This window comes from Microbulbifer mixtoriginis (SeqCode) (genome assembly GCF_052466715.1).
Genome location: NZ_CP174288.1, coordinates 3,508,041 through 3,532,617, shown reverse-complemented (window position 1 = coordinate 3,532,617; position 24,577 = coordinate 3,508,041). Strand labels below are relative to the sequence as shown.

At 54.2% G+C, this 24,577-nt stretch carries 21 protein-coding genes and 3 tRNA genes; 15 read left to right on the top strand and 9 right to left on the bottom strand.

Annotated elements, in window-relative coordinates:
• Window positions 1-314: 314 nt before the first annotated feature.
• A complete protein-coding gene (locus tag ACJJH9_RS15630; protein WP_444923317.1) occupies window positions 315-1,475 on the top strand; it encodes an NnrS family protein in 1,161 nt (386 codons plus the stop codon).
• A 60-nt stretch (window positions 1,476-1,535) separates the two neighbouring features.
• On the opposite strand, the gene ACJJH9_RS15625 is transcribed toward ACJJH9_RS15630, so the two are convergent.
• Both ACJJH9_RS15625 and ACJJH9_RS15620 read right to left on the bottom strand, forming a co-directional pair.
• A complete protein-coding gene (locus ACJJH9_RS15625) occupies window positions 1,536-1,958 on the bottom strand; it encodes a GFA family protein (protein WP_444923316.1) in 423 nt (140 codons plus the stop codon).
• Between the two features lie 74 nt (window positions 1,959-2,032).
• The gene (locus tag ACJJH9_RS15620) at window positions 2,033-2,839 is read right to left on the bottom strand and encodes a PhzF family protein (protein WP_444923315.1); all 807 of its coding nucleotides are present in this window, start codon (window positions 2,837-2,839) and stop codon (window positions 2,033-2,035) included.
• A gap of 168 nt (window positions 2,840-3,007) precedes the next feature.
• Between ACJJH9_RS15620 and ubiM the strand changes: the two genes are divergently transcribed.
• The 14 genes from ubiM (at window position 3,008) to zntB (ending at window position 16,381) form a co-directional block, all read left to right on the top strand.
• Window positions 3,008-4,174, top strand: coding sequence for a 5-demethoxyubiquinol-8 5-hydroxylase UbiM (gene ubiM / locus ACJJH9_RS15615; RefSeq protein ID WP_444923314.1), 1,167 nt, complete (start codon window positions 3,008-3,010; stop codon window positions 4,172-4,174).
• Window positions 4,175-4,448: 274 nt separating this feature from the next.
• Window positions 4,449-4,525: transfer RNA gene (locus tag ACJJH9_RS15610), tRNA-Met, on the top strand.
• A gap of 39 nt (window positions 4,526-4,564) precedes the next feature.
• Window positions 4,565-4,641 (top strand) — tRNA-Met (locus ACJJH9_RS15605).
• 41 nt (window positions 4,642-4,682) lie between these two features.
• A tRNA-Met gene (locus tag ACJJH9_RS15600) sits at window positions 4,683-4,759 on the top strand.
• 136 nt (window positions 4,760-4,895) lie between these two features.
• Window positions 4,896-5,360 carry a ribosome maturation factor RimP gene (gene rimP, locus ACJJH9_RS15595; protein WP_252083179.1) on the top strand — a complete coding sequence of 155 codons (465 nt, stop codon included), beginning with the start codon at window positions 4,896-4,898 and terminating at the stop codon, window positions 5,358-5,360.
• 42 nt (window positions 5,361-5,402) lie between these two features.
• Window positions 5,403-6,905: a transcription termination factor NusA gene (nusA, locus tag ACJJH9_RS15590; protein WP_444899942.1), complete on the top strand. Its 1,503-nt coding sequence runs from the start codon at window positions 5,403-5,405 to the stop codon at window positions 6,903-6,905.
• A 64-nt stretch (window positions 6,906-6,969) separates the two neighbouring features.
• Window positions 6,970-9,843, top strand: a complete 2,874-nt coding sequence (gene infB, locus ACJJH9_RS15585; RefSeq protein WP_444923313.1) for a translation initiation factor IF-2 — start codon at window positions 6,970-6,972, stop codon at window positions 9,841-9,843.
• Between the two features lie 90 nt (window positions 9,844-9,933).
• A complete protein-coding gene (gene rbfA / locus ACJJH9_RS15580; RefSeq protein ID WP_252083176.1) occupies window positions 9,934-10,329 on the top strand; it encodes a 30S ribosome-binding factor RbfA in 396 nt (131 codons plus the stop codon).
• 3 nt (window positions 10,330-10,332) lie between these two features.
• Window positions 10,333-11,274, top strand: coding sequence for a tRNA pseudouridine(55) synthase TruB (gene truB / locus ACJJH9_RS15575; protein ID WP_252083175.1), 942 nt, complete (start codon window positions 10,333-10,335; stop codon window positions 11,272-11,274).
• Window positions 11,275-11,418: 144 nt separating this feature from the next.
• Window positions 11,419-11,688, top strand: coding sequence for a 30S ribosomal protein S15 (gene rpsO, locus ACJJH9_RS15570; protein WP_252083174.1), 270 nt, complete (start codon window positions 11,419-11,421; stop codon window positions 11,686-11,688).
• 263 nt (window positions 11,689-11,951) lie between these two features.
• Window positions 11,952-14,075: a polyribonucleotide nucleotidyltransferase gene (gene pnp, locus ACJJH9_RS15565; RefSeq protein WP_444923312.1), complete on the top strand. Its 2,124-nt coding sequence runs from the start codon at window positions 11,952-11,954 to the stop codon at window positions 14,073-14,075.
• Window positions 14,076-14,214: 139 nt separating this feature from the next.
• Window positions 14,215-14,865: a hypothetical protein gene (locus ACJJH9_RS15560; RefSeq protein ID WP_444923311.1), complete on the top strand. Its 651-nt coding sequence runs from the start codon at window positions 14,215-14,217 to the stop codon at window positions 14,863-14,865.
• Window positions 14,858-15,271, top strand: a complete 414-nt coding sequence (locus ACJJH9_RS15555) for a GFA family protein (RefSeq protein ID WP_444923310.1) — start codon at window positions 14,858-14,860, stop codon at window positions 15,269-15,271. Before ACJJH9_RS15560 ends, ACJJH9_RS15555 begins: the two co-directional genes overlap by 8 nt.
• A gap of 141 nt (window positions 15,272-15,412) precedes the next feature.
• Entirely contained in the window at window positions 15,413-16,381 is a 969-nt protein-coding gene (gene zntB / locus ACJJH9_RS15550; RefSeq protein WP_444923309.1) for a zinc transporter ZntB, read from the top strand.
• 39 nt (window positions 16,382-16,420) lie between these two features.
• Here the strand turns inward: zntB and ACJJH9_RS15545 are convergent, their stop codons facing one another.
• From ACJJH9_RS15545 to ACJJH9_RS15515, 7 genes are all read right to left on the bottom strand, one after another.
• Window positions 16,421-17,458: an endonuclease/exonuclease/phosphatase family protein gene (locus ACJJH9_RS15545; RefSeq protein WP_444923308.1), complete on the bottom strand. Its 1,038-nt coding sequence runs from the start codon at window positions 17,456-17,458 to the stop codon at window positions 16,421-16,423.
• A 432-nt stretch (window positions 17,459-17,890) separates the two neighbouring features.
• On the bottom strand, window positions 17,891-18,682 hold the full coding sequence (locus ACJJH9_RS15540) for an acyl-CoA thioesterase (RefSeq protein ID WP_444923307.1): 792 nt from the start codon (window positions 18,680-18,682) through the stop codon (window positions 17,891-17,893).
• Window positions 18,683-18,771: 89 nt separating this feature from the next.
• Window positions 18,772-19,584 carry a 3-methyl-2-oxobutanoate hydroxymethyltransferase gene (gene panB / locus ACJJH9_RS15535; protein ID WP_444923306.1) on the bottom strand — a complete coding sequence of 271 codons (813 nt, stop codon included), beginning with the start codon at window positions 19,582-19,584 and terminating at the stop codon, window positions 18,772-18,774.
• 5 nt (window positions 19,585-19,589) lie between these two features.
• Window positions 19,590-20,276, bottom strand: coding sequence for a deoxynucleoside kinase (locus ACJJH9_RS15530; protein WP_252083166.1), 687 nt, complete (start codon window positions 20,274-20,276; stop codon window positions 19,590-19,592).
• A gap of 108 nt (window positions 20,277-20,384) precedes the next feature.
• Window positions 20,385-20,861 (bottom strand): 2-amino-4-hydroxy-6-hydroxymethyldihydropteridine diphosphokinase, encoded by a 477-nt coding sequence (folK, locus tag ACJJH9_RS15525; RefSeq protein ID WP_444923305.1) that lies wholly within the window; start codon window positions 20,859-20,861, stop codon window positions 20,385-20,387.
• The gene (gene pcnB, locus ACJJH9_RS15520) at window positions 20,861-22,240 is read right to left on the bottom strand and encodes a polynucleotide adenylyltransferase PcnB (protein ID WP_444923304.1); all 1,380 of its coding nucleotides are present in this window, start codon (window positions 22,238-22,240) and stop codon (window positions 20,861-20,863) included. Before pcnB ends, folK begins: the two co-directional genes overlap by 1 nt.
• Window positions 22,241-23,096: 856 nt before the next feature.
• The gene (locus ACJJH9_RS15515; protein ID WP_252083163.1) at window positions 23,097-24,488 is read right to left on the bottom strand and encodes a sigma-54-dependent transcriptional regulator; all 1,392 of its coding nucleotides are present in this window, start codon (window positions 24,486-24,488) and stop codon (window positions 23,097-23,099) included.
• Window positions 24,489-24,577: the final 89 nt, after the last annotated feature.

Below are 24,577 nucleotides of genomic sequence, written 5' to 3'. Positions count from 1 at the left end.
TTAAAAACTATGCCCCTTGCCTATTAACTAATAGGATTGATTGGGGGAAAATAAGCGGAGTGCTCAATTCTTAGAATGGACTCTCAGATGTTAATTCACATCGTGATGAATCATCAGGCTGGCATTACATTGGGCATTGAGTAGAAACGGGACTTATTGGTGCTGACCCCTTTCTTGGCTCCTGCGTTTAAATTGCTGATTTCGAAGCAGTGAGAATGGCGTTGTGCAGTGCGTGTTAACTGTGAATGGAGCCTTGTGAAGGCAAATGCCTGCCCCGGGAGAATTAACCTCCCTTTGTTTAAGGAGAAAAGATTGTGATACCCATTGTCGACCGCGCGAGCGCGGAATCCATCGCCCCTTTCTGGCGCATGCCTTTTCGACCTTTCTTTTGGGGTGGTGCCCTGTGGAGCATGATCGCATTACTGATCTGGCAGGCCTCTCTGTTCGGTTGGCAGTTGCCCGCCCTACGTGTGGGGGTTGCCTGGCATTCCCATGAAATGTTGTTTGGCTTTGCTACGGCAGTAGTGGTGGGCTTTTTGGGTACTGCCATGCAAACCTGGACCGGAATTCCCTCACCAAAGGGGACTCAGCTGATAAGCCTGGTGGGTTTATGGTTGCTGGCACGCCTAGGATATCTCTTTGCGGCAGTGCCTCTGTGGATGCCGGTCGTGGCCGAGGTGTCTTTCTTCCTACTGGCTGCATTCTTGTTAGGGGCGCGTGTACTGCGCACCAAGCAATGGCGCAACTTATTTGTACTGCCGGCTATGTTGGCCTTTGCTGGACTGGCGGCCAGCCACTGGTTGCTACCCGCTTCGCAGAGCCGGGTGGCGTTGATGGTTCTGCTCTTGGTGACGGCGATTATTTTGGTGATTGGTGGCAGGGTTATTCCTTTCTTTACTGCGCGGCGCTTCCATTTGAGCCCGCGTGAGAAGTTACCCATTGTGGAATGGGGCACGCATATTGCGGCCGTACTCTTACTGCTTAGTGTGGCCCTGGATCTGCCCAAGATGGTTTGGGCATTGCTGGCCATTACCCTGGGTGTTTTGCAGCTGGTAAGAGTGTTGCGCTGGCATCCCACCAAGATCTGGGCGGAGCCCATGGTTTGGTCCCTACACCTCAGTTATTGGTTGGTGATTTTGGGTTGCTTTCTCGCCGCTTTGGCCTGGAGCGGAATCGCACCCGCTTGGCAGAGCCCAGCGCTACATGCTTTTGCGGTGGGTGGCATTGGTGGTTTGATTCTGGCTATGACCAGCCGTGTGAGTTTGGGGCATACCGGCCGTATTTTACAGGCGCCGCGTCTTATGCCGTTAGCGTTTGCCGCACTGGCGCTATCCGCCCTGGCCCGTATTTTCTGGGCGCCGGCTCCCAGTGGCTTTCTCGCTGCTATTGTTGCCTGGGTGCTGGGTTACTCACTTTTCCTGATTTACTACACCCCAGTTCTATTTCAACCCAGAGTAGATGGTCACCCAGGCTAAAACTTACAAAAGGTTGTGAGGTGTTGCTTTGCCTATTTGCAAGCGGCACCGTTGTTCCTTTCAGGGGGGGGCGGCTTTATCAACCTGGGGGAAACCATCGAGTTCTGGTACTTTGCCAAGGTCCTTGTCCCAATCGGCTTTACTGGCCATAAAGATATGTGCATTGGGTCTGATGGTTATGGGGCTGTTAAGGCTGCCAGCGGGCACTGCCAGTAATCCTGCTTCTTTGTCGGCAAAGGGCAGGGCGGACCCGCACTGACCGCAGAAGCTTTTTACGTGCCGGGTTGAGGGGAGTTTAAAGACTTTGATGAGTTCTTCCCCGTGGTTCCAGTGGAGCTTGGCCGAGGTGGAAAAGAGGCTGGCGGCATGGGCGGAACCAGTGTCTTTACGGCAGTGGTCGCAGTGGCAAAGGAAGAAGCTTTCAAAAGCCCCCTCCACTGTGAACTGGACTTCATTACAGAGGCATGAGCCTTTGTGATTCATTTTTTTCTCCATTTATTTTTTGTGGCAAAGGATTTTTTGTGCGTGAAATCTGACGATCGTGCAGTGATTAAAAACTATTTGTCCTTTTCGACTACATCAATCACGCCGCTAAGGTATGGCACTGCGTTACCGGAGATGATCACTCGCTCCCCATCAAGCTGGCAGTGTAGCAGGCCTCCGCGTTTTGAGGCTTGGAAGGCTATCAGGTTTGATCTTCCCAGTTTTACTCCCCAGTAGGGTGCCAGTCCGGTGTGAATGGAGCCGGTTACTGGATCTTCAGCACCGCCATTGGTGGGCCAAAAATACCTGGAGATAAAATCGTATTGCCTAGATTGTGCGGTGGCTACCACATCATAGGGAGCGAGTTTTGCCAGCCTGGCGGGGTCCTGCTGCAGCTGTAGGATATCCTCTTCTTCAGCGTAAATGGCAAAGTAGGCTTGATTGTTGCGCAGAACTTCTCTCGGTGTGATCGATAGCCCTTCGAGCAGGTCACAGGGAATGTTAGCTAATGGCTGTGGGGTGCGGGAGGGAAAATTCATAGCGATCAGGCCGTCCCCTCTATGAGTGACATGCATCTCACCGACTGCCTCGGCAAATAAATCCAAAGCTTTTAAATGTGGGTGCTTTCGAAAGACTACAAAAGCAGAGGCCAGGGTGGCGTGGCCACAAAAGTCGATTTCGGTTAACGGAGAAAACCAGCGGATATGATATTCGCTGTCGCTGCGTTTGAGTAGGAATGCTGTTTCCGAGAGATTGTTTTGTGCGGCGATGGATTGCATCAAGGGCTCGCTGAGCCACTTTTCAGTAATGATTACCGCTGCAGAGTTGCCTCCAAATTGGGCGCTGGTGAAAGCGTCGACGATATCGATTTCTACCTGCATATACGATCCTTTGTATGTGTCTATTCTCTTGTTGCGCCTGCCTTGAGGTTTTCTGATTTGTATCAGTTGCTCCGCTGTTACTCCAGCATACAGTGAGCTTCGATCGGTAGATAACAAAAGTTATTTATCACAAGCAGAAATTGAAGTGGGATGTTCTAGGGGGGGAGGATGCTGCACACAGATGTCGCGATTGTAGGGGCGGGTCCTGCGGGTCTGGCTTTGGCGCTTATGCTGGCTGCTCGGGATTGCAGGGTAACGTTGCTGGAGCGCCAGGATGATGAAATACTGGCGTGTCCAGCGAACGATGGGCGGGAAATTGCGCTCACTCACAAATCCGTAAGATTGTTGCAGTCTCTAGGAGCCTGGCAGCGGCTGAAGCCCGAGGAGCAGAGCTCGCTGCAGTCTGCGCAGGTGGTGGATGGCGATTCCCCCTCTAGTCTGGACTTCGATACTCGGGGGCGAGGTCCACTGGGCTTTATTGTGCCCAATGCTGCAATTCGGCGGGTGCTTTATGAAGCGGTGCGTGAGGATAGCAATATACAGCTGCTGCCTAATAGTAAGGTGATTGGCACAGGTTGCGAGACGAGTCGGCGACTGGTACAGCTTGAAGGGGGGCAGGTTGTTACTGCGGCCTTGTTGGTGGCGGCGGATAGCCGCTTTTCTGAGGTTCGTCGTATGGCTGGGATTGGCGCAGATATGCGCGACTTCGGCAGGGTTGCGGTGCTAGGTCCGGTGCGCACAGAGCGGGAGCATGGTGGCGTTGCCCGGGAGTGTTTTCGTTACGGTTCAACCCTTGCTCTACTGCCAATGTCCGATGCGCAAACCTGTTCGGCGGTAGTGACGGTATCCGCCAGTTGTGCCGAGGAAATGATGGCCTACAGCGATAGGGAATTTGCGGCCCATGTACAGAGAGAGAGCGCTGGGGCTCTTGGGGCTGTTGAGGCTTTCACTAGGCGCCATTGTTACCCGCTGGTGGCAGTTTATGCCCATCGATTTCTTGCTGAGCGCTTTGCCCTGGTGGGAGATGCTGCGGTGGGGATGCACCCCGTTACGGCGCACGGTTTTAACCTGGGCTTGGCCGGCGCGAATACTCTGGCTAGCCAATTGCATAATGTAACGCGGCTGTATCAGCCGGCGGGGCTCTCCCTTGCATTGTCTCGCTATCAGGCTCAGCACCGTTTGGATTCGCACCCTATTTATACCGGTACTAACCGGGTTGTGGACCTTTTCACCGATGATCGACTGCCAGCGAAATTATTACGCAGAGCGATATTGCGTATCAGTGAACATTTTCCACCGGTACGGCGTGCCATAGTGCACCAGCTCACCCGCTAAACAGCAAGGCTTGATGTGATGAATGCACACAGGGCCGTGGCATTGGAAGTAAGAATCGGCATATGCAGTGGGCTGTATTTGCGGGATTTTCTTCCTTTTCTATACTGATCAGCGAGGTATATTCGAGGCTGTTCCCGACTGAAGGGGAAAACAAATGCCAATTGTGGCTTGACTCATAGGGGCGCTAACCATAGAATGCGCAGCCTCTTGAGTGGTTGGGCTGGTCCCGCCGCAGGGAAACAAAGGTCAACCAGGCTTTGTTTCTCGGAGTTGTTGCGGGGTGGAGCAGCCTGGTAGCTCGTCGGGCTCATAACCCGAAGGTCGTAGGTTCAAATCCTGCCCCCGCTACCAATTTTGCTTTTAGCAAAAACTTTGATGTGCATTTGTTGTTGCGGGGTGGAGCAGCCTGGTAGCTCGTCGGGCTCATAACCCGAAGGTCGTAGGTTCAAATCCTGCCCCCGCTACCAATTTTGCTTTTCTATGAAAAGCTTTGATGCGCATGTGTTGTTGCGGGGTGGAGCAGCCTGGTAGCTCGTCGGGCTCATAACCCGAAGGTCGTAGGTTCAAATCCTGCCCCCGCTACCAAATTTTGCATTCATGCATACTGGCTGCATGAATGTGCGGTCAAAGCCCCGTCAGGGGCTTTTTCGTATCTGCAAGAAAAGTTGCAGATAATTTTCGAAGTGGGCCGCAGGCCCATTTTTTGTATGTGGTGACGTAAATGGCGAGCAAACGCGAATTGCTGGAAGAACTTCTGGCGCCGGTGGTGGCATCGCTGGGGTGTGAACTGTGGGGGATCGATTATCAGACCCATGGTCGCAACGCGCTGCTGCGCATCTATATCGATTCTGAAAATGGCATAGGTGTGGAGGACTGCGAGAAAGTCAGTCGCCAGGCCAGTGCCGTACTGGATGTGGAAGACCCCATTAGCGGTAGATATACCCTGGAGGTCTCCTCCCCAGGACTAGACCGTCCCCTGTATAAGCTGGAGCAGTACGAGCGTTTTGCCGGTGCCCAAATCGAGGTGCGCCTGCGTATGCCGCTCGACGGTCAGCGCAAGTGGCGCGGCCTGCTGGCCGGTGTGGAGGGGGATGAAGTCGTTCTGCGCGTGGACAGTGAAAATGAATACCTGCTGCCGATCGACAGCATCGAGAAAGCAAATATTATTCCCCAATTTACCAAGTAACCTGTAGGAGCCTGAGCTCAGGCGATTTTGAGGCACAGTTGCATGAACAAAGAGATCTTGCTGGTAGCCGAGGCGGTATCCAACGAGAAGGGCGTTGACCAGGAGATTATTTTCCAGGCCATCGAAGCGGCATTGGCAACGGCCACGAAGAAGCGCTACGACGAAGATTCAACCATTGAGGTTATCATTGATCGTCGTTCGGGCGATTACGAGACTTTCCGCAGCTGGGAAGTAGTCGGTGATGAAGTCCTGGCGGAGCTGGGTACCCAGTTCACCCTGGAAGAAGCCCATGAAAAAGATGCTGAGCTGAAGGCCGGTGATATCTACCGCGAGCAGGTAGAGAATGTAGAGTTCGGCCGTATTGCCGCGCAGACCGCAAAGCAGGTTATCGTGCAAAAAGTACGTGAAGCCGAACGTGCCAAAGTTGTAGACGAGTACCGCGATCGCGTAGGCGAGATGGTCAGCGGCACTGTGAAAAAAGTGACGCGCGACTTTATTGCTGTGGACCTGGGGAATAACGCCGAAGCGCGCCTGCCCCGCGACCAGTTGGTTGGCCGCGAAATTTTCCGACTCGGTGATCGTGTGCGCGCAATTCTGTTGGAAATCCAGCCGGAAGCCCGCGGCCCTCAGCTAATGCTGAGCCGCTCTTGCCCGGAAATGATTATCGAATTGTTCCGCATTGAAGTGCCGGAAATCTCCGAGCAGGTAATCGAAATTAAAGGCGCGGCCCGCGATCCCGGCCTGCGTGCAAAAATCGCAGTAAACACCAATGACGGCCGTATCGATCCTGTCGGTGCTTGTGTGGGCATGCGCGGTGCGCGTGTTCAGGCAGTCTCCAATGAGCTGTCTGGTGAGCGTGTAGATATCGTGCTGTGGGACGAAAATCCGGCCCAGTTTGTAATCAACGCCATGGCGCCGGCGGAAATTGAATCCATCGTTGTCGACGAAGACACCGGTTCTATGGATGTGGCGGTAGCTGAGGAAAATCTCGCTATGGCTATCGGCCGCAGTGGCCAGAATGTTCGCTTGGCTTCAGAGCTGACTCAGTGGCAAATCAATGTCATGAGTTCCGACGAGTGGCAGAATAAGCAGGAGGCTGAATCCAGCTCCATCATGCAGGTGTTTATCGATCGCCTGGATATTGATGAAGATGTCGCCGCTGTACTGGTGGAAGAGGGCTTTACCTCCCTAGAGGAAGTGGCTTACGTGCCCATCGAAGAGATGCTCGGAATCGAGGGCTTCGATGAGGATATCGCCGAAGAATTGCGCGCCCGAGCCAAGGATTCCCTGCTCACCCAGGCCCTGGCCTCTGAAGAAAAGCTGGATGCTTCTGAGCCCCAGGAAGATCTGTTGAATATGGATGGTATGGAGCGCCACCTGGCCTTCCAGCTGGCCAGCCGCGGTATTTCCACGATGGAAGACCTGGCGGAACAAGCGGTGGATGACCTGCTCGATATCGAGGGTCTCGATCAGGAGCGCGCCGCAGCGCTGATTATGAAGGCGCGTGAGCCCTGGTTTGCCGACGATGATGGCGAGCAGGCTTAAACACACCGCAATAAGTATTACGTATAAGTAACCCCCTCCGACCAAGTGACTTTTAGGAGAGAGAATGGCCGAAGTAACAGTTAGCGAACTCGCCAAATCGGTTGGTGCCACCGAAGACCGTCTGCTCAAGCAGATGAAAGAAGCGGGTTTGCCTCACACCTCTGCGAATGCAGTGGTGTCAGATGAGGAAAAGCAGGTCCTGCTCAGTTTCCTGAAAAGCAGTCACGGGGAGCAGGGCGCTAGCCCACGCAAGATCACCTTGAAGCGCAAGACCACAACCACGCTGAAAACCGGCTCTGGCACCGGCCGTAAAACTGTAAACGTGGAAGTGCGCAAGAAGCGCACTTATGTGAAGCGTCCACAGGCTGAGCTTGAAACAGGAGCTGGTACCGAGAGCGCTGCCGAGGTGGAAGAGGCTCTTCAGGGCGCGGATGCTACTGCTATCACAGAAGCGGAAGCCAAAGCAGCCGCTGAAGCTAAAGCAGCAGCGGAAGCCAAGGCTGCCGCTGAAGCTGAGGCCGCTCGTCGCGCTGCTGAGGAAGAGGAAGCACGTTTGAAGGCTGAGGCAGAGGCGAAGGCCGCTGCCGAGGCAGAAGAGAAGGCTCGCGCGGAAGCTGCCGCAGCGGAAGCCGCTAAAGAAGCACAGAAAGCCGATAAAAAGGCAGAGGGTAAACCCGTAGATAATGTAGCGAAAAAGGCGCAACCCGCCGCACCCATCCGCTCAACGTATGTAGATGACATTGAGGCGATGCGTATCGCCGCGATGGAGCGTCGCAAGCAGCAGGCTGAGCAAGAGAAGCGCGAGCTAGAAGAGAAGAAGGCGAAAGTAGAAGCCGACCGACGCGCCGCCCAAGAGAAAAAAGAGAAGGCTGCTCAGGCCTCTCAGGCTGCTAAGGCGAAGCCCACCAAAGCTACGGAAAAAACCGAAGAGGTTAAACCCTCTTTGCGCCGCAAGCTAGAAGCCGCCCCAAGCGAAGCTGCTCGTGCTGAGGACGAGCCCCGCAAGCGTCGAGGTCGTCGCTCCAAGTCCGGCCCGAAGAAGTCCAGCAAAACCTCTCTGTACGAGCAGGCACTGGAAGTATTTGAGGAAGATGAAGCCAGCAAGCGCAGCACGCGCTCCCTGTCTCGTCCGAATCTGAAAATTAAACCGACTCATGGGTTTAAACGGCCCACGGAGAAGCAGGTGTACGAAGTACAGTTGGGCGATACCATCACCGTCGCAGAACTGGCCAAGCAGATGAATGTGAAGGCTGGGGAGCTGATCAAGCGCCTGATGAAAATGGGCGAGATGGCTACCATCAACCAGAGCCTGGACCGTGAGACTGCACAGTTGATCATCGAGGAAATGGGCCACAAAGTCGTAATGCGCTCCGAGACCGAGCTGGAAGACAGCTTGATGGCGCAATCTAAGGCCCAAGAGGGCACCGAGGTTACCCGCGCACCGGTAGTAACCGTAATGGGGCACGTCGACCACGGTAAAACCTCTTTGCTCGACTATATCCGCAAGACCAAGGTGGCTTCTGGTGAGGCTGGTGGTATTACCCAGCATATCGGTGCCTACCGAGTGAAAACCAGCCAGGGCGAGATTGCCTTCCTGGATACTCCGGGACACGCCGCCTTTACTGCCATGCGTGCCCGCGGTGCTCAGGCCACCGACGTGGTAATCCTGGTAGTGGCCGCCGATGATGGCGTTATGCCGCAGACCGAGGAAGCCGTGAATCACGCCCGCGCCGCCGGTGTACCGCTGGTTGTTGCCGTGAACAAGTGCGACAAAGAAGCCGCGGATCCCGATCGCGTGAAAAATGAGTTGGCCGCAAAAGACGTAATCCCAGAAGACTGGGGCGGCGATACCCAGTTCATCAACGTATCCGCGCATACTGGCCAGGGTATTGATGACCTCCTGGAAGCGGTGTCCCTACAAGCGGAAATGCTGGAGCTGAAGGCCAAGGTAAATGTACCGGCCACTGGCGTTGTGATTGAGTCCCGCCTGGAAAAAGGCCGCGGTGTTGTTGCTACCCTGCTGGTGCAGAATGGCGAATTGAAGCGCGGCGACATTATCTTGGCTGGTCAGAGCTATGGTCGCGTACGTGCCATGACCAACGAGCACGGCAAGCAGGTGAAGGAAGCTGGTCCGTCCACCCCAGTAGAGCTGCTGGGTCTGGATTCCACCCCGAATGCCGGTGACGAGTTCATGGTGGTTGCCGATGAGCGCAAGGCCCGTGAGGTGGCTGAACAGCGCGCTGACAGCGAGCGACGCGATCGTATGCAGCGCCAGCAGGCAGCCAAGCTGGAAAACATGTTTGCGGATATGGAAGCTGGCGAGCGCAAGGTGCTGCCGGTTGTCATCAAGGCCGACGTGCGTGGTTCCCTGGAAGCTATTCTGGGTGCACTGGCGGATATCGGTAACGAAGAGGTTTCCGTAAATGTAGTCTCCAGTGGTGTGGGTGGTATCGCCGAGAACGATATCAACCTGGCACTGACTTCCGGTGCTATCGTACTGGGCTTTAACACCCGTGCCGATGTTGCAGCGCGTAAAACGGCAGAGACTGAAGGTGTAGAGATTCGCTACTACAGCGTGATCTACAACCTGCTCGACGAAGTGAAGCAGGCACTGTCTGGTATGCTGGAGCCGGAAGTTCGCGAAGAGATCGTGGGTATTGCCCAGGTTCGCGATGTATTCCGCTCACCGAAGTTTGGCGCGATTGCCGGTTGTATGGTTACCGAGGGTACCGTTTACCGCAACAAGCCGATCCGCGTGCTGCGCGACAACGTTGTAATCTACCAGGGTGAGCTGGAATCCCTACGCCGCTTCAAAGACGATGTGCAGGACGTGCGCAACGGTATGGAGTGTGGTATCGGGGTGAAGGACTACAACGACGTTAAGTCCGGTGACCAGATCGAAGTTTACGATATCGTCAAGGTTGCCCGCGAACTGTAAAGCGTTCCGGCACCTGGTGAAGGAAAACCCGCGCGGCTTTGGCCGTGCGGGTTTTCCTGTCTTTAAACCGCCATTCTCAATAGGTAAACAATGGCAAGAGAATTCCAACGCGCCGACCGTGTCGCCGATGCTATGCGTCGCGAACTGGCCCAGCTGATTCAGCAGGAAGTGCGCGACCCGCGTCTGGGCATGGTCAATATCAACGATGTTGAAGTCAGCCGTGATCTGACCACCGCAAAAGTGTTTGTCACCTTTGTGGGTGAGGACGACCGCAGTAAGATCAATACCTCGATGGAAGTGCTTAACAAGGCCGCAGGTTTTCTGCGCAGCCAGTTGGCGCGCGCCATCCAGATACGCACCATCCCGCGTCTGTATTTCCGCTACGACGAGACCTCGGTGCGCGGCCAGGAGCTCTCCGCTCTGATCGACAAGGCGGTGCGCGCCGATCGCAAGCACCAAGACGACAGCGACTCTAACGAAGATTGATCCATGGGCCGCAGACCAAAATGGGGCCGGCCGGTTCACGGCGTGCTGTTATTAAACAAGCCCGCCGGTATTACCGCCAATGACGCCCTGCAGAAAGCCAAACGACTCTTTTTTGCCAATCGCGCCGGTCATACCGGGGCCTTAGATCCACTGGCAACCGGTGTGCTGCCGATCTGTCTCGGCGAAGCCACCAAGTTTTCCCAGTACCTGCTCGATGCTGACAAGCGTTACCGCAGCACCTTTGTCTTCGGTATGACCACTGCCAGTGGCGATGCCGATGGTGATGTACTGGAAACCAAAGATGCTTCCGGTTTGACCGAAAAAGCAGTGCTCAAGGCCATGGAAGCCTTTCGCGGCAGCATCAAACAGGTGCCCTCCATGTATTCCGCCCTTAAGCACAAGGGGCAGCCTCTATATAAGCTGGCGCGCCAGGGCTTGGAAGTGGAACGCGAAGCGCGTGAAGTGGAAATTTTTGAGTTTGAACTGCTGAGCTTTACGCCGGGCGCACAGCCTCGTGCGGAAGTTGAGGTGCACTGCTCCAAGGGAACCTATATTCGCAGTATTGCCGAGGACCTGGGTCAAGCTCTGGGTGTAGGCGCCTATGTGGAAGTACTGCACCGCAGTGCTGCCGGCCCCTTCGATGAAGCCGACGCAGTGACCCTGGATGAGCTTACAGAAGAACGCGGTGAAGATAAGGCAGAAGTGCTTGATCACCACTTGTTGCCGATGGATTCTCCAGCGTCTTCACTGCCCAAACTCGTCCTGCCGGACGACTCTGGTTACTATGTGCGTCAGGGGCAACCGGTAATGGATTTGCAGGTCTACCGTATCGGTACAGAAGGTGATATGGTGCGCCTCTTCCTGGAAAACGGTGATTTTCTGGGCGTAGGAGAAATTACCGACGAAGGGTGCGTGGCACCACGACGTCTGGTAAGTGGCACCTGAATGGAAGCTGCTTTTTGGTGAAAGCCAACATTCGGTAACCCGCAAGGTGCCCGCGCGGCGCAGCCGCATTCACGATTAGCTGGTCTGTAAATATGCACGGGCCAGCCGAATCTTTTAAAGCATATTACGACGAGGTAATTCGTTATGGCACTGTCTGCAGTTGAAAAAGCAGCCATCCTGAAAGAGCACGGCCAATCTGAAGGCGATACCGGTTCTCCGGAAGTCCAGGTAGCCCTGCTGACCGCTAACATCAACAAACTGCAGGGTCACTTCTCTGCGCACAAGCAGGATCACCACTCTCGTCGTGGTCTGATCCGCATGGTAAACCAGCGCCGTAAGCTGCTGGACTACCTGAAGCGCAAGGATCTGAATCGTTACGCACAGCTGATCGCCAAGCTCGGCCTGCGTCGCTAAGACCCTGGAATGCCCGCCTCTGGCGGGCATTCTTTTTTAATGCTTGCTGAAAAGTGGCCTTACTGTCATTTTTCAGAAGTCGCACTGCACAGGCCAGCGGAAAACAACCCGAGCTGGATGTGTAGTGTTTGCACCGGCCACCCCAGGTCGGTGGTGGCACATCCCCGTGCCGCCTCGGGTGAGGCTTTCGGAACTCTCTCCCGGGCAACTATGTAGGGGTTACTGGAATGGGCCAGTAACCGTAAGGAAATAGGAAAAAACTAGTGAATCCAGTAAGCAAAACTTTCCAATACGGACAACACCAAGTCACCATCGAGACCGGCCGCATCGCGCGCCAGGCAACCGGTGCTGCCCTGGTTAGCATGGGTGAGACCGTCGTCCTGTGTACTGTTGTCGGCGCTAAAGAAGCCAAGCCAGATCAGGGCTTCTTCCCGTTGTCCGTGCATTATCAAGAAAAAGCCTACGCGGCTGGCAAAATTCCCGGTGGTTTCTTCAAGCGTGAAGGCCGTCCGTCTGAAAAAGAAACCCTGACTTCCCGTCTGATCGATCGCCCGATCCGCCCGCTGTTCCCGAATGGCTTTATGAACGAAGTTCAGGTGATGTGTACCGTTCTCTCCGCTGAGAAGGACATGGATCCGGATATCGCTGCCATGATCGGCACTTCCGCAGCGCTGTCTGTTTCCGGTATTCCTTTCGCAGGCCCCATAGGCGCTGCACGCGTGGGTTACACCCAGCAAGACGGTTACCTGTTAAACCCGGGTTATGAAGCTCTGAAGACCTCCGAGCTGGACATGGTCGTTGCCGGTACCAAAGACGCTGTGTTGATGGTGGAATCTGAAGCGCAAGAGCTGCCGGAAGACATCATGCTCGGTGCTGTGCTGTATGCACACCAAGAGATGCAGGCCATCATCAAGGTTTGTGAAGAACTGAAAGCGGAAGCGGGCAAGCCCCAATGGGACTGGCAGGCACCTGCAGAAAATACCGAGCTGAAAACTGCCCTGGAAGGTCAGTTCGGCGAGAAGGTTGCCGAAGCCTACCGCATCACCAACAAGCAAGAGCGCAGCACCCGCCTGGCGGAACTGCGCAACGAAGCCGCTGAAGCCCTGGCTACTGAAGAAATTAGCGCCGATTTGGTAAAAAGCTACTTCGGCAAGCTGGAGAAGAAACTGGTGCGCGGCGCTGTAGTGCGCGGCGAGCCCCGTATCGACGGTCGCGACAGCAAAACTGTACGCTCGATCGCAGTGGAAGTTGGTGCTCTGCCCAAGTCCCACGGCTCTGCGTTGTTCACCCGTGGTGAGACCCAGGCTCTGGTAGTGGCTACCCTCGGTTCCACTGGCGATGCACAGATCATCGACGCCCTGGAAGGTGAGCGCAAAGACTACTTTATGCTGCACTACAACTTCCCTCCCTACTCTGTAGGTGAAGCGGGTCGTGTAGGTGCTACCGGTCGTCGCGAAATCGGTCACGGCCGCCTCGCTCGTCGCGGTATCGCTGCGGTTCTGCCGAGCCCGGACAGCTTCCCCTACACCGTACGTGTGGTTTCCGAGATCACTGAATCCAACGGTTCCAGCTCCATGGCTTCCGTATGTGGTTCCAGCCTGGCGCTGATGGATGCGGGTGTTCCGCTGAAGGCACCGGTAGCCGGTATCGCTATGGGCCTGGTGAAGGAAGACGAAGGCTATGCGGTTTTGACCGATATCCTCGGTGACGAAGACCACCTCGGCGATATGGACTTCAAAGTAGCGGGTACCGCCTCTGGTGTAACCGCGCTGCAGATGGACATCAAGATCGAAGGTATTACCGAAGAGATCATGGAAACCGCTCTGGAACAGGCCCTGCACGCACGTCTGCACATCCTGGCGGAAATGAACAAGGTGATCGACTCTTCCCGCACCACCGTGAATGAGAACGCACCGCGCTACGCGACCCTGAAAATCCATCCAGACAAGATCCGCGACGTGATCGGTAAGGGTGGTGCGACTATCCGCTCCATCACTGAAGAGACCGGCGCCTCCATTGATATCGAAGATGACGGCACTATCAAAGTCTTCGGTGAAGATGGTGAGAGCCTGGAAGCGGCGGTAACCCGCATCGAGGAGATCACTGCGGAAGCTGAGATTGGCGCTATCTACGAAGGTACCGTGGTACGCATCGTAGATTTCGGTGCATTCGTTAACTTCCTGCCGGGCAAAGACGGTCTGGTGCATATCTCCCAGATCGCTGAAGAGCGTGTAAATGCCGTAACTGATTACCTGAGTGAAGGTGAGAAGATTAAGGTTAAGGTGCTCGACGTTGACCAGCGCGGACGTATCAAGCTGTCCATCAAGGAAGCAAAGGCTGACCAAGCCGCTTCCGAAGAGGCGAAACAGGGTTCCGAAGAGGCATAAACCTCTCGAGCTGATGAAGCCTGAAAAAACCCGGCCCAGTGCCGGGTTTTTTTGTAGCTGCTCAAAGTGGCTTCACACGGAATAAAGGCACTTGCCCCAGGGATTTTTCGGTTAGAATTTGTCGAAAAAGGGGAAAATTTTGCACAACTACTGGCTTCTCGATGCACTCCTTGGTCTCGCTAGCCTGCTGGTTGCCAACCAGTATTGGTATCTCACCCGCGCGCGCTTTCAATCGGCAGCTCTGATAATCGTGGCCGCCCTGATGATTATGGCCCTGGCCGCCCTGGTGGGCGCTTATCGCTATGGCATTGATCCTGGAGTGACAGAGCTGCATCGGGCACTTGCGCAGATCTCCGGTTTTGCCTCCTTCCTGTTGATCGGCATAGGTCTTGCCTGGGCACGTCTGGAAATATCTTGGGGCCGAGATACTCGCGCGCCGGCTTATCTGGTAATGGTTTTGATATTGGCTGGGGCAATTGGTCTCGCGCAAAGTAGCAGCATGTCAGCCCTTACAGTGATCGACCTCTTTTCTACTGTGGGGCTGGTACTGTGGTTATTGGTAGCATTATTGGAGCTGATAGCGCCGCGCCGGCTCAAGCGCAACCAAGCCCTGTTAATTGGCGCGGGTGCACTGTTAGTAGTGTTCAATGGGCTCTTTATTGGCACCGGAGCTTCACGACTGTTGGGCCTTGCCCGTACTAATTGGTTCCACCTACTTCTTGCCCTCTCAATTTTATCCCTATTGTGGGCACGTCCATTATTTAATCTGGATCAATCTAATAATGAGTGAAGTTATCTTGCCGCTGCAGGGCGGTTGCCACTGTGATGCTGTGCGCTTTCGTGCGATACATCGTCGCCAAAATGGAGAGCCGCTGGTGGCGCACGCCTGTAATTGCTCTATGTGCGAAAAGGTGGGTTACTTACATCTGATCGTACCTGCGGCAAACTTCCAGCTGGAGCGGGGAGAGGAAGCCCTCACTTGTTACACTTTTAATACGGGTGTGGCAAAACACTATTTTTGCCGTCATTGCGGTGTAAAACCCTTTTACATACCGCGCTCCAATCCCGATGGTTACAGCCTCAATGCGCGTTGTCTCGATATTGTGCCGCAGGAATTAGAGGTCGAGCCATTTGATGGGCAAAACTGGGAACAGAATGCTGCGGGATTAGCGCACTTGAGTACAGCAGAGAAATAGTCGCTCGGTTTTTCGGCCAAATAAAAATTGGGTCTTGAGCAAGAAGGAAATACTTCAAGCTTGGTATTCGTGTCGGCTTTTTGGGGTTATTTAGCAACCGGGTTTTTGGTATTTGAGTTAGACCGGTGCAGGAGAGGGAAAATGCAATCTGGGTTGATTCACGCCTATCTACTTGATCATCGCGGTGGCGGCAGGGAGCTGAGCTGGGCAGAGGTAGCAGACTGGCAACCCGGGCAGGGAGTGCTGTGGTTACACATGGATTACACCGATGAGACAGCAGCCCAGTGGTTGCGCACAGAAAGTGGTTTGGATCGTCTGGTGGTAGAGGCTCTCCTGACAGAGGAGTCGCGTCCCCGTACCACGCCGATAGGGGATAGCTTGTTAATCGCTTTGCGCGGTGTGAATCTAAATCCGGCCTCACAGCCTGAAGATATGGTTTCGATCCGCCTGTGGATAGAAGAAAACCGCATTATCAGTACCCGCAAGCGCCGCTTATTATCGATAGAGGATTTGCTCGGGCGCCTGCGCGCTGGTCGCGGTCCCAGCGGTCCCTCTAACTTTATTGTCTCTCTGGTGGATTTACTGGTGCGGCGAATGAGTGACACCGTGGATCAGCTCGAGGAAAAAATTGATGAGCTGGAGAGCTTGGCTCTGGATGAATCTGGTGGTGAGTTGCGTTCAGAACTGGCGCACCTTCGCAAGCAGGCTATTACTCTACGGCGTTATTTATCCCCGCAACGAGAAGCACTGTCTGGGATTATGGCTGCGGAAATGCCCTGGTTCCACGAGGCGAATTTACTGCATATGCGCGAGGTCAGTGATCGCTTGCAGAGGCATATTGAGGATATTGATGTGGTGCGCGAGCGCGCTTCCGTCACTCAGGAGGAGTTATTGAGTTACAACTCCGAGCAGCTGAATAGCCGTATGTACATGCTGTCGGTGGTGGCAGCAGTATTTCTACCATTAAGTTTTTTGACCGGGCTGTTTGGTATCAATGTTGGGGGCTTGCCCTGGGCACAGTCTCAAGAGGGTTTTGTTACATTTTGTGTTCTATTGGTCGTTGCCCTTGCCGGACAAATTGCATTTTTCTTCTGGAAGAAATGGTTGTAAGGCTCCTTCAGTAATGCAGTAGAAGAAGCCTTTTTGAAATTAGTGTTTAACCCAGGAAAAATCTACAAAAACTGGGTCGTGGTCGCTTAACCCAGAATAGGTTGCAGAACCGATAAAATAATCAGTAACTTCCAGCGTGTAGTTGGGATTATTGTTAATGATTACTACATGGTCTGTGTCATTTTGTAGCTCATCGGAGCAGGCTTCCAGGCTGGTGTCATTGCCAGAGAGCATATATTGGCAGGCGTGCTTACCGCCGGTTTTTTCGAAAAAGGCCTTCCAGGTTTGGTAGTTAACGCCGCGCCAGCCATCATCATTTTCATCGAATGCCATATTGAAGTCCCCTGCCAAAATAACAGTGGCATTATTTGAGTGGGAGACAATCATATCGGCGATTTGATCAAGTTGCTTTGCCTTGGCGTTTAGGTCGGCATCCTGATGGCCCGCATCCATGTGGGTGTTATAAATATGCACATGATAGTTCTCCGTCACTTCAACGTTGGCCACGGTGAAACCTTTCTCGGTATCACAATCGTTGCCTGAGCATTTATCAAAAGTTTCCTCTTCATAAGTGGCAAAGGAATAATCGTTATCGTCGCGATTGTCCCGGTCAAAGGGGAATTTGGAAAAAGTCAGCAAGCCGTTACCAAAAGAGGTGCCGCCACCCTTCCAATGTTTTGAGCGATAGGGAACTGTACCGTTGCTCAGTTTGTCATCGTCATCCAGATAGTTGGCTTTGGTTTTACTCCACACTTCCTGCATTAACCAGAGATCCTTGGGGTCATCATTAAAAGTGCGGATAATTTGTTTGAAATCTGACTTACTGTTGCCACCAATACATTGTAAAAATCCATCCATGTTATACACCATCATGTCAAAGCTGCCTGAGTTGGCATCTTCGAAGCTGGTGTCACCATACTCGTAGCCATCCAGATCTTTTGAGCCCGTGTCATCCACATCATCAATAAATTCGAACCAGTTGCATGAGGTGATCGCATCCCATACATCCTCAAAATCTGCCGCGCTAGCGGGATAGCTGATCAGTAGAGCAAGGGATATACAGATTTTTTTTATCATTCTTTATTCTCCATGGTTCTTATCGCCGGTGGATTGAAATTAAAAAGGCGTGGCCTTTTTGTCTCGGTCTTTGATTTTTCGAGGGTGGGATAATGGATAGCGTAGATTACAAATTGGAGTAAGGAAGGTTTTTTTTATTTTATTTTTTAATTTAATTGACGTTAATTTGTACGCTTTGCCAGGAAAATACTCAGCGTCAGAAAAGTTAGACACTAACAGGCCGGTCAGTTGAGATTATCCTGACAATAAAGCGGCGCCAGCCACATGCTTGCTCACAGGTTTTTCTGCGTCAGTATTTTCTGTTTGGCAATTAAGTAAAGAACCTAGTTGCAGAGCACTTTCTTTTACTTTATTAGAATATGGCCCTGCGTGGTATTGGGTGTGGTTTCTATATGGCGCGCCTAAAAGAAGGGAGGTCAGTCGTGAGTTTGTTTAAGCAAAAATAGTCACCATTTGCCGGGATATAGCGACGAGTCTGCCCGCGTTATCCCAAAGGCGCGCCTGGATCACCGCATAGCCATCTTCAGCCTGCTCCACCTCTGCTAAATATTGCCACCAGTCCGACGCGCTGCGTTGTGGTAGCGGTTCCATCAGCTCCAGCGTCCAGGTGAGCGAGCTGGCCGGTGCTGGAACTTTTAGCATCGGTAGAGTAGCTGGTGGCCAGGCGTCGATGAGTGTGAGTAGATGGCTAATGCCTACAGTAGATTCGCTGCCGTCTTTAAAGCGCACCCAACCACCCAGTTGCCGCTCCGTGGTGCCGCTGAAGGGGAGTTGGCCACGAGCGATGCGATAGTCATATTTCTGAGTGAATTCTGGCACCACACCCTCGATATAAGGTAGGGCGATACATTTATCCGGGCTGGCAAACTCAGGAGCAGCAGGGGTGTCGACTTTAACGGAGGATTCCCTGCCGCTGCCAAAACTGGCAAGTCCAGCGAGCACAGTTGCGTTATTTTGCTGTAATTGGCCCTGCACCTGGGTGACGGAGCGGCCTGCGCGCAGTAGCTGCGCTTCGACTTTTACCGCATCCGCGCTAACCGGGCTGACGAAGGAGAAGGTGAGTGAGCGTAAACTGCTTTCTGCAATCACCTCCACTGCCATTTTCTCATAGAGCATGGCAGCAACCAGGCCGCCAAAAGTAGCGCGGCCCTGGCTCCAGCCTGTCGGTACCACATTGGCGCCATGTTTATCGCGCCAATCAAGGAGAAGTTCATCAAAAGTCATAGTGTTACCGCTGGGAGAGCGGGCTTTGTGCAGTCCGCGGGAGGAGGTGTCTGGGCCACTGCACTGTCGTTAAGTGGCCCCGTAGAAACTTAATTGAAAGTGTGGCTGTCTTCTGGGAATACGCCGAGTTTAACGTCCCCTGCATACTTGCGCAGGGCACCGGGGATATCGCCGGCCTCCACTAAAAAGTTCTTGGAAAATTTCGGCGGCTGTTCGGTAAGGCCGAGGATATCGTTGATAACCAGGACTTGGGCATCGGTATCGCGCCCAGCGCCGATGCCGATTGTGGGCATGGAAACGGCTTCGGTAATACGCTTTGCCAGGTCGGCGGGTACACATTCCAACACCAGCAGATCAGCTCCGGCTTCGTCGAGTTGTAGGGCGTCTTCGAGGATTTGCTTGGCGTGTTCTTCGTCGCGCCCCTGAACGCGATAGCCTCCCAGTTTGTGTACTGATTGAGGGGTGAGGCCCAGGTGGGCGCAAACGGGAATACCGCGATCAGTAAGAATCTTCACGGTGTCGGCGAGCCAGGCGCCTCCCTCGATCTTCACCATATGTGCACCGGCCTGCATGATCCGGGTTGCATTCTGGAGTGCCTGCTCTGGGGTGGCGTAGGTCATAAACGGCATATCCCCCATAATCAGGGACTTCTTATTGCCGCGCGCGACCGCCTCGACGTGGTAAATCATTTGCTCCATCGTCACTGGCACGGTGCTGTCGTAACCCAGCACGGTCATGCCCAGGGAATCTCCGACGAGCAGTGTCTCAACCCCGGACTTTTGTGCCATCGCAGCCATAGGGGCATCGTAGAGAGCAACGGTAATAAACTTCTCACCATTCGCTTTCATTTTTCGCAGGGTTTGAACGGTTACGAGCTTTTCTAATTCTGAAGGTGCATACATAGCGGTTAACTTCCCGGGTTGTAGTAATGACGGCCCTTGGTGACGGTGAGCATATACTCCACCAGTTGTTGGTAATCCTCGGGGCTATCGACGATATCGATTTCCTCACTGTTGACAATCAACAGCGGTGAGCTGTCGTAAAAGTGGAAAAATTGCGTGTAGGCGTCATTGAGTGTGGCCAGATATTCGGTACTGATTACGCGTTCCGCTGGGACGCCTCGATTGCGGATACGAGCCTGTAGGACTTCCAGTGGGGCCTGTAAATAAATAACCAAGTCGGGCTTGGGGGCCTCTAGTGTGAGGTGCTGAAATACCTGTTGGTAGAGCGCGAGTTCATCCGCGTCCAGCGTGACTTGGGCAAACAGTTGGTCTTTCTCGATAAGAAAGTCTGCCACCCGCACGGGTTCAAACAAATCATCCTGGCGCAGGGCCTGAATCTGTTGAGAGCGTTGCAGCAAAAAATGTAACTGGGTGGGTAGAGCGGCGTTTTTGGGGTCGCGATAGAAGCGCTCGAGAAAGGGGTTTTCCTCGGGTAGCTCCAACAGAGTGTCGTAATTGAAGGTACAGGCCAGTTTTTTGGCGAGGGTAGTTTTGCCCACTCCGATATTACCCTCAACGGCAATAAATTTCGGTGGCGTTCTTTCCGGCTGGCCAAACTCACACGAACTGGTTTCGCTGTTGTCGATAACCACGTGCTCGACTCCTCTGGTTGGGGCGTCTTCCCTGATGGGTTACAGGCGCCAAAATACTATCAAGCGGGGCGGCCAGTCGAGTACTTTTAGCGCTGTATTTGAGGCTGTTTAGAATTTCTCCAGGCGGTTTTGTGGGCAATCCTGCAGCAACTGTTGCAATAGCTCCCCCGATGGCAGTTGCAGTTGTGGATCGAGCTCAGCGAGTGGCTGCAGTACAAAATTGCGCTCAGCCATACGCGGGTGCGGTACCTGCAGACGCGTCTCGTCTAATTGCTGTTCGCCAAACAAAAGTACATCCAAATCGAGGGTTCGCGCTCCCCAGCGCACCGAGCGCTCGCGTCCGTGAGCCTGCTCAATCGTTTGCAGCTGGTCGAGTAACCCAATGGGCGTTAGTGCGCACTCCAGCTCAGCCACGGCGTTGACATAATCTGGCTGCTCGCCAGGGCCTATGGGCGCACTGTGATAAAAGCTGGAGCAGCGCAGCAGGCGGCAGTCGGGGATTTCCTCCATGGCCGCCAGGGCACTGCGCAGCTGCTTCTGTGGCTCAGACAGATTACTGCCGAGCCCGATAAAAACCCTTTCCATTATTCGGCAGCCTTTGGCTTGCGTCGGCGTCCGCCACGGGAGTTGCGGCCTCGTCGATTGTTGCCGCCGCTGCGCTGGAGTTTGCGTACCATTTGCTGGCGCTGTTCATCATCGGCTTGCTGAAAGTCGGTCCACCAGTTGCCCAGACCGGGTTCAATTTCTCCACACTCTTCGCGCAATAGCAGGAAGTCGTAAGCGGCGCGGAAGCGGGGGTGCTCCAGCTGGCGCTGGGCGCGACTGCCGCCGCGTTGTGGCAGACGATGCTGGAGATCCCATATCTCGCGCATGGGGATAGAAAAGCGCTTGGGAATAGCGGTGTGGGCCAGTTGGTTACTGGTAATTTTTTGAGCCGCCTGGGCCAGTGCCGGCGCCGGTGGAATCCCTTTCTCGATGAGCTTTTTCTGCTCCTCGTCCACAGCCGGCCACAACAGTGCCGCGTATAAGAAGGCGGGAGTCACGCGCATGTCAGCCTGGATGCGCTGGTCGGTATTGCGCAGGGCGCGCTTAGTCAGCTCCAGTGCTGCGGGGCTTTTTTCAATTTGGGCTGCATTATCTGGGAACAGGTGCTGCCACAGATGATAGCGGCGCAATAGTTCGAAAGTGCGCTCGCCCTGGCCGCTCATCAGCAGTTTGAGGATCTCGTCAAACAAGCGCGCGGGGGCGATATTGCGCAATAGAGGAGCCAGCTCTTTTAGCGGGGCCTCGGTAGCGGGTTCGATGGCAAAATCCAGTTTGGCTGCGAAGCGCACCGCACGCAGCATCCGCACAGGGTCTTCTTTATAGCGGGTAGCGGGGGCCCCGATCATGCGGATCAGGCGATTATTAATGTCCTCAACACCCCCGGTGTAGTCGTGAACAGCGAAGCCATCGGTGGTGTAATAGAGAGCATTGACTGTAAAGTCGCGGCGCATGGCATCGCTTTCCAGGTCGCCGTAGACGTTGTCGCGCAGCAACATACCGTGTTCGGATTGTTTTGCTTCGTGCGTCTCGCCATCGCTGTGGTGGCCCCGAAAAGTGGTGACCTCAATAACCTCGCGGCCAATACGCGCGTGCAGGATTCGAAAGCGCCGACCGACAATGCGTGCGCCGCGAAACAGTACTTTAGCCTGTTCTGGTGTAGCGTCAGTGGCAACATCGAAGTCTTTGGGGTGGCCGCCGAGCATTAGATCCCGCACGCCTCCCCCGACAATGTACGCTTGGTAACCTGCTTCCTGTAGGCGTTTCATGACCGTTAGGGCTGCGCGGCTGATATCCCGGCGGGAGATATTGTGGTCGTTGCGGGCGATAACCCTGGGGCCTTTCTTGGCCGGCTTGCGCCAGCGTTTGATACTACTAATCAAATTATTGAGCATACGGCTGTCTGTCTTGACTGCTGCCATCTGTTGGTGACCGAAAATGCCCTGTTGGTGCTGAGGCCACATCTCCGGTGGCGACAGGCATTACACCTGCACTTTCCTCCCCAACGGAGTTGGGGCATGTTGTTGCACTACTGGGGCCTCTGTACCTGGGCGGGCCCAGGGGGCGAAGTCCAAAACAGGGGGCGGCAATGGCATCTGCTGTCAGTGTGGAGGACTCGCTGGCGCGATTCTAACACACGCAAAGCAATGCGCCCGCAATCTGCGGGTGCCGGAAAGTTGGGGAAAAGTTTGGGAATTATTATTACAGGTATGAAGGCAGCGGCTTCCTTGCGCTCTTAATTTGCTATCAAGCAAACACCCTCTCCCAGGTATAAATCAGTCAGTTTGCAACGCGCTTGTTGTTATTTTTATTCTTCTTTCGAAATTATTGTTATTGTTTATTGTTGTTCTTGCGGTTTTGGCCACTCATTGCTTTTGTTATCGGCCGCCCCATTATTTTTATTGTGTTTCGCCCACTTATTTTGAGTAGTTATAGGGCTTTTAACGGTCATTTATTTTTATTGTTGGCCGTTTTTAATTTTTGTACTAAGAGTAAAGCATTTAGTGTGCCAACTTTTAAAAACCCTTATAAATCAACAGCTTATAATCTTTACGAAAATTGATGGAACTTTTCTGGGTGGCATTGCGTTACGTAAGGTGCGGCAACTGTTACTTGAGGTAGGTCTTGGGTAACACTTCCCTCTGTTACCGGTGATGTAACAAAGTGGGACAGCGGTCATGGACGCGGCTAAAGCCTGTTGAAGAGAAGTTTAAGGGGCTACTTGTTAAGGAAGTGTGGCGTAGGTGAGGGAGGGGGCTCAGCCCCCAAGAAAGTTGATCAGGCTTCGGCAACCGCGCTGCGGCGGGTTTTCTTGCGGGGAATGCCCAGTTTTTGGCGGCGCTCCCACAGGCACTTGCGGCTGACCCCCAGCTTTTTCGCCAGCTCGGTCTCGCTCATGGTGTCCTGGTGCTCGATTACGAAGCGAGCGAAGTAGTCCTCCAGCGAGAGATCCTCGCGGGGATCAGTATGCAGGCTGCGCGGGCGAGGCTCGCCGATGGCCTCCTCCACGGGGACCAGGTCCAAGTCTATATCTAGGGTTTTGTGGTCGATTTCCCGGCTGTCACGGTCGGTGAGGATGACCGCGCGTTGTATGGCGTTCTCCAGTTCGCGAACGTTACCAGGCCAAGTGTACGTGGTGACTGCCTGAACTGCCTCGGGAGAGAGGCGCAGCAGTGGGCGCTCAATTTTGGTGCAGAACTTTTCCAGAAGGTGCTCTGCCAGTGCAAGGACATCGCGGCCGCGCTCGCGCAGCGGTGCCAGAGTCATCTGCACCACGTTGATGCGGTAGTAAAGGTCTTCGCGGAACTTGCGTTCAGCGGCGAGTTGACGCAGGTTACGGTGGGTGGCGGTAACCAGCCGCACATCCACTTTGTGCGACTCGATAGAGCCAATCGGGCGCACCTCCCCCTCTTGTATCACCCGCAATAGCCGTGCTTGAGCCTCTAGCGGGAGTTCACCGATTTCATCGAGAAACAGGGTGCCGCCATCAGCGGCGGCAACCAGTCCCTCACGGGCACTCTGGGCGCCGGTAAAAGCGCCCTTTTCGTAACCAAACAGCTCCGATTCGATCAATGTCTCGGGAATGGCGGCACAGTTGACGGAGATCAACGGCTTGCCAGCGCGGCGGCTCTCTTCATGGATAGCTTTGGCCACCAGCTCTTTACCGGTGCCGGTTTCTCCATGCACCAGTACGGTGGCGTCTGTGGGTGCCACTTTGTGAATGCGCCTGTAGAGTTCGCGCATAGCCATGCTGTCGCCGATCATTCCGGCGATAGTGCCTGGGTTACTTTTATCCAAAGGCGCTTGGGCGCGACTTTGTTCGGCCTTGCCGATGACGCGGCGCACGGTGGCGAGCATCTCGTCGTGGTCGAATGGCTTGGCGATATAGTCCGCGGCGCCCATGCGCATGGAGTCCACAGCGGAGCGCAGGCTGGCGTAACTGGTCATGATCAATACCGGTACTTCACCGGCATGTTTGAGCAAGTCGGTGCCCGGTGCACCGGGTAGGCGCAGGTCTGAGATAACCAGGTCAACTTCATTGACCCGGTGCTTACTAAGGGCCTCCCTAACTGAGCCCGCCTCACTGACCTTATATCGGTGCCGCTCTAACAGTTTGCGCAGCGCCGTTCGAATAATGGCTTCATCTTCGACGATCAGGATGTGGCTCATATGTTACGCCTGGTTACAAAATGCTCAATAAACGCCTAGTTTTACCCGGCCGCCGTTTCGATGCAACTCAAAAACGGAGAACCGGGTTA

Excerpts from the sequence above, each read along its gene's own strand:
- ACJJH9_RS15625 (WP_444923316.1), bottom strand. The coding sequence starts at position 1,958 with ATGAATCACAAAGGCTCATGCCTCTGTAATGAAGTCCAGTTCACAGTG.
- ACJJH9_RS15620 (WP_444923315.1), bottom strand. The coding sequence starts at position 2,839 with ATGCAGGTAGAAATCGATATCGTCGACGCTTTCACCAGCGCCCAATTT.
- ubiM (WP_444923314.1), top strand. The coding sequence starts at position 3,008 with ATGCTGCACACAGATGTCGCGATTGTAGGGGCGGGTCCTGCGGGTCTG.
- rimP (WP_252083179.1), top strand. The coding sequence starts at position 4,896 with ATGGCGAGCAAACGCGAATTGCTGGAAGAACTTCTGGCGCCGGTGGTG.
- nusA (WP_444899942.1), top strand. The coding sequence starts at position 5,403 with ATGAACAAAGAGATCTTGCTGGTAGCCGAGGCGGTATCCAACGAGAAG.
- infB (WP_444923313.1), top strand. The coding sequence starts at position 6,970 with ATGGCCGAAGTAACAGTTAGCGAACTCGCCAAATCGGTTGGTGCCACC.
- rbfA (WP_252083176.1), top strand. The coding sequence starts at position 9,934 with ATGGCAAGAGAATTCCAACGCGCCGACCGTGTCGCCGATGCTATGCGT.
- truB (WP_252083175.1), top strand. The coding sequence starts at position 10,333 with ATGGGCCGCAGACCAAAATGGGGCCGGCCGGTTCACGGCGTGCTGTTA.
- rpsO (WP_252083174.1), top strand. The coding sequence starts at position 11,419 with ATGGCACTGTCTGCAGTTGAAAAAGCAGCCATCCTGAAAGAGCACGGC.
- ACJJH9_RS15555 (WP_444923310.1), top strand. The coding sequence starts at position 14,858 with ATGAGTGAAGTTATCTTGCCGCTGCAGGGCGGTTGCCACTGTGATGCT.
- zntB (WP_444923309.1), top strand. The coding sequence starts at position 15,413 with ATGCAATCTGGGTTGATTCACGCCTATCTACTTGATCATCGCGGTGGC.
- ACJJH9_RS15545 (WP_444923308.1), bottom strand. The coding sequence starts at position 17,458 with ATGATAAAAAAAATCTGTATATCCCTTGCTCTACTGATCAGCTATCCC.
- ACJJH9_RS15540 (WP_444923307.1), bottom strand. The coding sequence starts at position 18,682 with ATGACTTTTGATGAACTTCTCCTTGATTGGCGCGATAAACATGGCGCC.
- panB (WP_444923306.1), bottom strand. The coding sequence starts at position 19,584 with ATGTATGCACCTTCAGAATTAGAAAAGCTCGTAACCGTTCAAACCCTG.
- folK (WP_444923305.1), bottom strand. The coding sequence starts at position 20,861 with ATGGAAAGGGTTTTTATCGGGCTCGGCAGTAATCTGTCTGAGCCACAG.
- pcnB (WP_444923304.1), bottom strand. The coding sequence starts at position 22,240 with ATGGCAGCAGTCAAGACAGACAGCCGTATGCTCAATAATTTGATTAGT.
- ACJJH9_RS15515 (WP_252083163.1), bottom strand. The coding sequence starts at position 24,488 with ATGAGCCACATCCTGATCGTCGAAGATGAAGCCATTATTCGAACGGCG.